The sequence below is a fragment of the Actinotalea sp. JY-7885 genome (assembly GCF_014525465.1).
Lineage (GTDB): Bacteria > Actinomycetota > Actinomycetes > Actinomycetales > Cellulomonadaceae > Actinotalea.
The window spans coordinates 1-7,199 of record NZ_JACEXH010000161.1 but is presented as its reverse complement, the minus strand read 5'-3'; the positions used below and the strand labels follow the sequence as shown (position 1 = coordinate 7,199).

At 77.1% G+C, this 7,199-nt stretch carries 7 protein-coding genes; 4 read left to right on the top strand and 3 right to left on the bottom strand.

Annotated elements, in window-relative coordinates; translation table 11 throughout:
• A partial coding sequence (locus tag IDM29_RS13250; RefSeq protein WP_188037624.1) for a PD-(D/E)XK nuclease family protein occupies positions 1 to 778 on the top strand: 778 nt, incomplete at its 5' end.
• 7 nt (positions 779 to 785) lie between these two features.
• On the opposite strand, the gene IDM29_RS13245 is transcribed toward IDM29_RS13250, so the two are convergent.
• On the bottom strand, positions 786 to 2,084 hold the full coding sequence (locus IDM29_RS13245; RefSeq protein WP_182111904.1) for a phosphotransferase: 1,299 nt from the start codon (positions 2,082 to 2,084) through the stop codon (positions 786 to 788).
• A 168-nt stretch (positions 2,085 to 2,252) separates the two neighbouring features.
• Between IDM29_RS13245 and nudC the strand changes: the two genes are divergently transcribed.
• A complete protein-coding gene (gene nudC / locus IDM29_RS13240) occupies positions 2,253 to 3,224 on the top strand; it encodes an NAD(+) diphosphatase (protein WP_182111903.1) in 972 nt (323 codons plus the stop codon).
• 5 nt (positions 3,225 to 3,229) lie between these two features.
• On the opposite strand, the gene IDM29_RS13235 is transcribed toward nudC, so the two are convergent.
• Positions 3,230 to 3,496 (bottom strand): mycoredoxin, encoded by a 267-nt coding sequence (locus IDM29_RS13235; protein WP_182111902.1) that lies wholly within the window; start codon positions 3,494 to 3,496, stop codon positions 3,230 to 3,232.
• A gap of 148 nt (positions 3,497 to 3,644) precedes the next feature.
• Between IDM29_RS13235 and IDM29_RS13230 the strand changes: the two genes are divergently transcribed.
• Both IDM29_RS13230 and IDM29_RS13225 read left to right on the top strand, forming a co-directional pair.
• Positions 3,645 to 5,639, top strand: a complete 1,995-nt coding sequence (locus IDM29_RS13230) for an ATP-dependent helicase (RefSeq protein WP_188037623.1) — start codon at positions 3,645 to 3,647, stop codon at positions 5,637 to 5,639.
• 478 nt (positions 5,640 to 6,117) lie between these two features.
• Positions 6,118 to 6,486: a WhiB family transcriptional regulator gene (locus tag IDM29_RS13225; RefSeq protein WP_255491618.1), complete on the top strand. Its 369-nt coding sequence runs from the start codon at positions 6,118 to 6,120 to the stop codon at positions 6,484 to 6,486.
• Positions 6,487 to 6,549: 63 nt separating this feature from the next.
• On the opposite strand, the gene IDM29_RS13220 is transcribed toward IDM29_RS13225, so the two are convergent.
• A partial coding sequence (locus tag IDM29_RS13220; protein ID WP_188037622.1) for a ThiF family adenylyltransferase occupies positions 6,550 to 7,199 on the bottom strand: 650 nt, incomplete at its 5' end.

Sequence of the window (7,199 nt, the reverse complement as noted above, 5' to 3'; positions counted from 1 at the left end):
CGCCCTGGCGGCGGCCGCGGCGGCGGTGCGGTCCGGCGGCGGCGAGGGTCCGGCGCTCGGGACCGGTGCCGCGGGCCAGAGCGGTGCGCGTCCCGCCTCGGAGCTCGAGCAGACCGTGGAGCTGCTGCTCGAGGAGCGGCGCCGGGGCCGGGCGGAGCAGTCGGGCGTCGCCCTTCCCGCGCACCTGTCGGCGTCCGCCCTGGTCCGCCTCGCGGCTGACCGCGACGCGTTCGCGCTCCAGCTGCGCCGACCCGTGCCGCTCGCGCCGTCGACCCACGCCCGGCGGGGGACCGCGTTCCACGCCTGGGTCGAGCGGTACTACGGGCGCGCGGCCCTGGTCGACGTCGACGCGCTGCCCGGGGCTGGCGACGAGGCCGCCGACGTGCTCGACCTGGCCGCGCTGCAGGAGGCGTTCCTCGCGTCACCGTGGGCGTCGCGCACGCCGTCTGCGGTCGAGGTGGACGTCGAGACGCCCGTCGGCGGCGTCGTGCTGCGCTCGCGCATCGACGCTGTCTTCCCCGAGCCGGACGGCGGCGTGGTGGTGGTCGACTGGAAGACCGGCCGGCCGCCCGCCGACGCCGCGGGCGCTGCGGCGCGTGAGCTGCAGCTCGCCGTCTACCGCCTCGCGTGGTCGCGGTGGACCGGCAAGCCCCTCGACCGGGTGCGCGCGGCGTTCTTCTACGTCGCGGCGGGGGTCACGGTCCGCCCCGAGCGGCTGCTGGGCGCCGAGGAGCTCGAGTCGCTGCTGCGGGGCGGGGGTGGTGCGCCCTCCGCCTGAGACGGGGTCAGGCCGAGCCGGGCGACCGGACGTCGTCCTCGTCCGCGCCGGGGGCCGGGTCCTCGGGCTGCTCGCTTCCGGCCGGCGCGCTGCCGGTCTGCTCGCCGTCGGCCTGCTCGCCGTCGGGCTCGCCCGGCGCGTCGGCGGGGGCGTCATCCGGGGATGCGTCGTCGCCGGCGGCCTGCGGCTCGTCCGTGGCGTCGTCGCGCGCCCGACGCGCGTCGGCGTCGTCCGCACCGTCCTCGCTCACGTCCGCCTCGTCCTCGCTCGCGTCGCCGTCGACCACGGCCTCGTCGCGCTCTGCGTCGTGCGGCTCCGCCGCGTCGTCGGGCCCGTCGGTGGCCGTCCAGCCGGGGGCCACGGCCGGCGCGGGCACCTCGACGACGGGGGAGACCTCGGCGGTGTGCGCGGCGAGGTCGTCGAGCATGGCGGTGGCGTCGTCCACGATGGCCGCGTCGTCCGAGCGCACGCCGTGGAGCAGCCACCGTGCCAGGGCCAGCTCGCCGGCGAGCAGCGCCCGCGCGGCGAGGTTGCGGTCGGTGAGCTCGGTCCGGCGCAGGTTGTACGCCTCGAGGATCGGGTCGACGCCCTCCTGCGGCGCCGCCACGAGCAGCCAGGCGAGGTCGTCGGCGGGGTCGGCGACCTTCGCCTCCGACCAGCCGAGGATGCCCGCCGCCTCGTCGCCGCGGCACAGCACGTGCTCGGCGGACAGGTCGCCGTGGACGACGGTCGGCCGGAAGCGCCACATCCCGACGTCCTCGAGCGCACGCTCCCAGCGCCGCAGCAGCGACGTCGGCACGTGGCCGGTCCGGGCGGCCTCGTCGACCTCGGCGAGCCGGCGTCGGCGGTAGTCCTCCGCCTCGTACACCGGCAGCCCTGCGTCCTCCACCACGCTCGTGGGCAGCTCGTGCAGGGACGCCACCGCGCGCCCGACGGAGGCGGCCAGGCCGGGGCCGGGGCCGAGCCGCTCGAGGCGCAGGGGCCGGCCCGGCAGCTGCGCGTGCACGAAGGCGCGTCCCCCCTCGGGCAGGTGTGCCGATCCGACGGTCCGCGGCACGTCGAACGGGAGGTCGCCGGCGTCCACGTGGCGCACGAGCGTCTCGAGCAGCGCCACCTCGGCCTCGAGCGCGGCCCCGGCGCCCGGGGTCGCGGGCGCGCGGACGACCCAGCGCCGGCCCGTCGCGTCGATGACGACGGCGGTGTCCACGCCGGCCGCGGGGTGGGCGGCCCGCCGCACGTCGAACGCGTCCAGGCCGGGCACAGCGACGGTGGCGAGAGCCGCGAGGGCGAGCGGAGAGCGTGGCACGGCCCCACGGTAGGCGCACCGCGCGGCGGCGGCGACGTGCCGTGCCGCGTGTCACCGAGCGGACGGGACCCGGACGGCACCCGGACGTGACCGGCTGCGGACCGGCGCCACCCGGGACCCGCCCGGCCCGACCGCGTGGGCCGGGCCGGGCGCCCGTACCGTGGACCGGTGGACTGGACGCGGCTGCCCCTCGCTCGCACCGACCTGGAGCGGGCGGCGCACCGGCGCGCCGAGCCGGACCTGCTCGCCGTGCTGGGGTCCGAGCCGTCGACCCGCGTCCTGCTGCTCGCGGACGGGCGCCTCGCCACGCGGCCGACGCCCACCGGTGCCGAGCTCGACCTCGTCTCCCCGCGGGAGGCGGACGCCGTCCTCGCGGACCGACCCGTGGGCGCCGGGGCCCCCCTGGTCATGTTCCTCGGCGAGGACGGGGTGAGCGCCTACCTCGCGTACGCGGTCGACGAGGTCCCGGGCGGCGGGGTGGACCTCGAGGGTGTTCCCACGGGCGGCGCGGGCACCGCCGGCGCGTCGCGGCAGTGGTCCACGCTGCGCGACGTCGGCCACGTCCTGCCGGACCGCGACGCCGGCCTCGCCGCGGCCGCGGTCGGGCTCGCGGCGTGGCACGAGCGGCACCCGAGGTGCCCGCGGTGCGGCGCCGTCACCCAGCCGTCGGCGGCGGGCTGGACCCGCACGTGCACGGCCGACGGCACCGACCACTACCCGCGGACCGACCCGGCGGTGATCATGGCGGTGCTCGACGGCGACGACCGGCTGCTGCTCGGGCACGCGGCGCACTGGCCCGAGCGTCGCTTCTCGACGCTCGCGGGCTACGTCGAGCCGGGGGAGTCGCTCGAGGCCGCGGTGCGCCGTGAGGTCCACGAGGAGGTCGGCGTGCGCGTGGGCGAGGTGACCTACCGGGGCAGCCAGCCGTGGCCGTTCCCGGCCTCGCTGATGCTCGCCTTCACGGCGCGCGCCACGTCCACGGCCATCGAGGTCGACGGCGTCGAGGTGACGCAGGCCAGGTGGTTCACGCGGGAGGAGCTCGCCGCCGCCGTCGCCGACGGCGAGGTGCTGCTCCCGATGCGCACGTCCGTGGCCCGCGCGCTCATCGAGGACTGGTTCGGCGGCCCGCTGGAGGCCTGACGGACTCAGACGGCGAGGCGCTGCTGCACCTCGGCGAGGGAGGGGTTCGTGGCGGCGCTGCCGTCCGGGAACAGCAGGGTCGGCACCGTCTGGTTGCCGCCGTTGACCTTCTCGACGAACTCGGCCGCGCCGGGCGTCTCCTCGATGTTGACCTCGGAGTAGCGCACGCCCGCGGAGTCCATCTGCGACTTCAGGCGCCGGCAGTAGCCGCACCACGTCGTGGTGAACATCGTCACGGTGCCCTCGGCCGGCAGTGCTGTCGCGTCGGTCATCGGTTCTCCTTCTCGTCGCTGTCCGGCTCGGCGGGGGCCGGCCGCTCCGGGCCGGCGCGTGCACCGTCCCTCCCGCCAACCATCATCGCCGCCCGGGGCTTCCCGTTCGCGTCGGGACGTGTCGGCGGCGGCTGAGAGACTGCGGGTGATGTCCGCCGACCAGCTCCTCGACGCCCTCGACCCCGACCAGCGAGAGGTGGCCCTCGCGGTCACCGGTCCCGTGTGCGTGCTCGCGGGCGCCGGCACGGGCAAGACCCGTGCCATCACCCACCGCATCGCCTACGGCGTCCGCACCGGCACCTACGCGCCCTCGAGCGTCCTCGCGGTGACGTTCACCGCGCGCGCCGCGGGCGAGATGCGCACCCGGCTGCGCGGGCTCGGCGTCGCCGGGGTCCAGGCCCGCACGTTCCACGCCGCCGCGCTGCGGCAGCTGTCGTTCTTCTGGCCCCAGGTGGTCGGCGGGGCGCCGCCGCGGATCCTCGAGCACAAGGCGCCCGTCGTCGCCGAGGCCGCGACGCGCCTCGGACTGGGCGTCGACCGGCTCAGCGTGCGGGACCTGGCCTCGGAGATCGAGTGGTCCAAGGTGAGCCTCGTCGCGGCCGACGACTACGTGCGCGCCGCGTCCGCGACCGGGCGGCCCGCCCCCGCGGGCTACGACCGCGCCACCGTGGCCCGCCTCATCGCCGCGTACGAGGACGCGAAGGACGCCCGGGGTGTCATCGACTTCGAGGACGTCCTGACGATGCTCGGCCACGTGCTCGAGAGCCGGCGCGACATCGCCGAGACGGTGCGCGCGCAGTACCGCCACTTCGTCGTCGACGAGTACCAGGACGTCTCGCCCGCGCAGCAGTACCTGCTCGACCAGTGGCTGGGCGGACGCACCGAGATCTGCGTCGTCGGGGACCCGAGCCAGACCATCTACTCCTTCACGGGCGCGACGCCGCACCACCTGCTCACCTTCGGTCAGCGGTACGCGGGCGCCACGGTCGTGCGCCTGGTGCGCGACTACCGCTCCACGCCGCAGGTCGTCGACGTCGCGAACCGGCTCCTCGCCTCGACCGGCCGCCGCCGCGGCAGCGGGCTGGAGCTCATCGCCCAGCGCCCGTCCGGGCCGCCGGTCGGCTTCACCGCGTACGACGACGACGAGGCCGAGGCCCGCGGCGTGGCCGCCCGGGTGGGCCGCCTGATCGCCGCCGGCACACCGGCGCGCGAGATCGCCGTCCTGTACCGGACGAACGCGCAGTCGGAGGCCTTCGAGCAGGCCATGGCCGACGCCGGCATCGGGTACCTCGTGCGGGGCGGCGAGCGGTTCTTCGGCCGCAAGGAGGTGCGCGACGCGCTCGTGCTGCTCCGCGGCGCCGCGCGCTCGACGGCCGACATCCCGATGCCCGAGGCCGTGCGCGACGTCCTGGCCTCCGCCGGGTGGAGCCCCGACCCGCCGGCCGCGCGCGGCGCGGTGCGCGAGCGGTGGGACTCGCTGCAGGCGCTCGTCGCGCTCGCCGACGAGCTGGCCGCCGCGGCTCCGCAGGGCCGCACCCCCTCGCTCGTCGACCTCGTCGCCGAGCTCGACGAGCGCGCCGCCGCCCAGCACGCACCCGCGGTGGACGGGGTGACGCTCGCGTCCCTGCACGCGGCCAAGGGCCTGGAGTGGGACGCGGTGTTCCTCGCCGGGCTCAGCGAGGGCCTGATGCCGATCTCGCTCGCCGAGACGGACGAGGCCGTCGCGGAGGAGCGCCGCCTGCTGTACGTCGGCGTCACCCGGGCCCGCGAGCAGCTCGAGCTGAGCTTCGCGCGCGCGCGGCACCCGGGCGGACGCGCGGGCCGCCGCCGGACGCGCTTCCTCGACGGCATCTGGCCCGACGGCGACGCGCGCCGCCGCACGGGGGCCGCGGCCCTCCGGGCGACCGGCCCGCTCGGCGAGCAGGACCCGGTCCTCGTGGCGGCGCTGCGCGAGTGGCGCGAGGCAGCCGCGGCCGAGGCGGACCGTCCCGTCTGGACCGTGCTCGCCGACGCGACGCTGGCGGGCATCGCCGAGCTGCGACCGTCGACCGTGGGCGAGCTGTCCCGGGTGCGCGGCATCGGCCCGGCCAAGATCGACAAGTACGGTCCGGCCCTGCTGGAGATCGTCGCGCGGCACCGCTGACGGCGCCCGCCGCACGGGTGGCGGAAGGTCGTCGAAACTCGTGGGAATAATCGGTTGTGGCGCCTCGCGGCGCGGCTCTAGGGTTCTCGAGTCCTTGTTGGAGGCACGGCCGAAGAGGCCGGGGCCTGAGTCGAGAGGAGGTGGGTGCACTGATGGACACGATGACCGTGGTGACGTTCGATCTCGCCGAGCGCTCTCTGCCGCGTCCCGCCGCGCCCGCCTTCGCCCCGATCCAGGGGACAGGTGTGCGCGCTGCCGGCGGCCTCGGCCGGCGACTTCGCGGGCGCACCCCGTCCACCGAGCCCGACTCCCACCCGGGGGCATGCCTGGTCTGATCGACCAGACGCCTCACCGGCCGCGGAGTCCATCTCGGGACCCGCGGCCTTCTTCATGTCCTTCCGCTCCGGGCGGTCGGCGAAGGTCCACGGTCCCCGCACCGAACGACCAGCTGATCAGACTCCGGACCAGGAGGACCACCGTGCGGCTCACCTCGCTGCTCGACACCCTGAACGACAGCGGATCCGGCCCGTGGCCCGAGACCCGCCGTACCGACCGACCGAGCCCGACGGCTCCCACCGACGCCGAGACCTTCGACCAGCTGGTCGCCACCCTCATCCCGTGCCGCGAGAACGACGCCGAGCTCTGGTTCGCCGAGTCGACCGCGCAGGTGGAGGCGGCCAAGGCGCTGTGCCGGCAGTGCCCCTTGCGCGCCGGGTGCCTGGAGGGTGCGATCGCCCGCCGGGAGCCCTGGGGCGTCTGGGGTGGTGAGGTCTTCGTCGGCGGCGTCGTCGTGCCGCGCAAACGCGGCCGTGGCCGTCCGCGCAAGGACGAGACCTCGGCGGCCTGACCACCCGCTCCCTCCGAGCCAGGCCCCCGGCAGCACGCTGCCGGGGGCCTCGGCGTCCCGGGCTCAGCCGGTCGCCACCGGGTCGGGCGCGGTGCAGCCGCACTCGTGGCGTCGCGGCCAGGCCACGACGTGGGGCAGCACGTCCGGCAGCCGGAGCAGGAGCGACGCGTCGTGGACCGTCACGGGCCGCCCGTCGACGTGGGCGAGCGCCTGCGCGGTGGCGAGCGCGGCGGTGGCCAGCGCGAGGGTGGTCTCCTCCGGGGCGGCCGGCGCCCGGGCGAGCTGCGCGGCGAGCGTCGGCCAGCGGTCGTCACGCGCGGTGCGCTCGAGGTCGACGCAGCGCAGGCACCCCGTCCTGCCCGGCACGACCAGCGGCCCGACGAGCGCCGACGCCTCGCGCACGACGACCGAGAGGTGGCTCCGGCCCGCCTCGTGCAGCAGGGCGTAGCCGACGGGGTCGGCGACGTGGTGCTCGACCACCACGACGAGGTCCGGCTCGCCGTCGGACGTGCGGACGTCGGGCGCGACGTCGCGCAGCAGCCGGGCGACCGCGTCGGCGCGCGGACGCCCCACGTCCTGGTCGCGCAGGCCGCTCGCCCCCACGTCGTGCCGGGTCACGTGGCCGGCGTCCTCGAGCACGAGGGTGCCCACGCCGGCGCCGGCCAGGCCGGCGGCGACGCCGGTGCCGACCCGGCCCAGGCCGCGCACCCCCA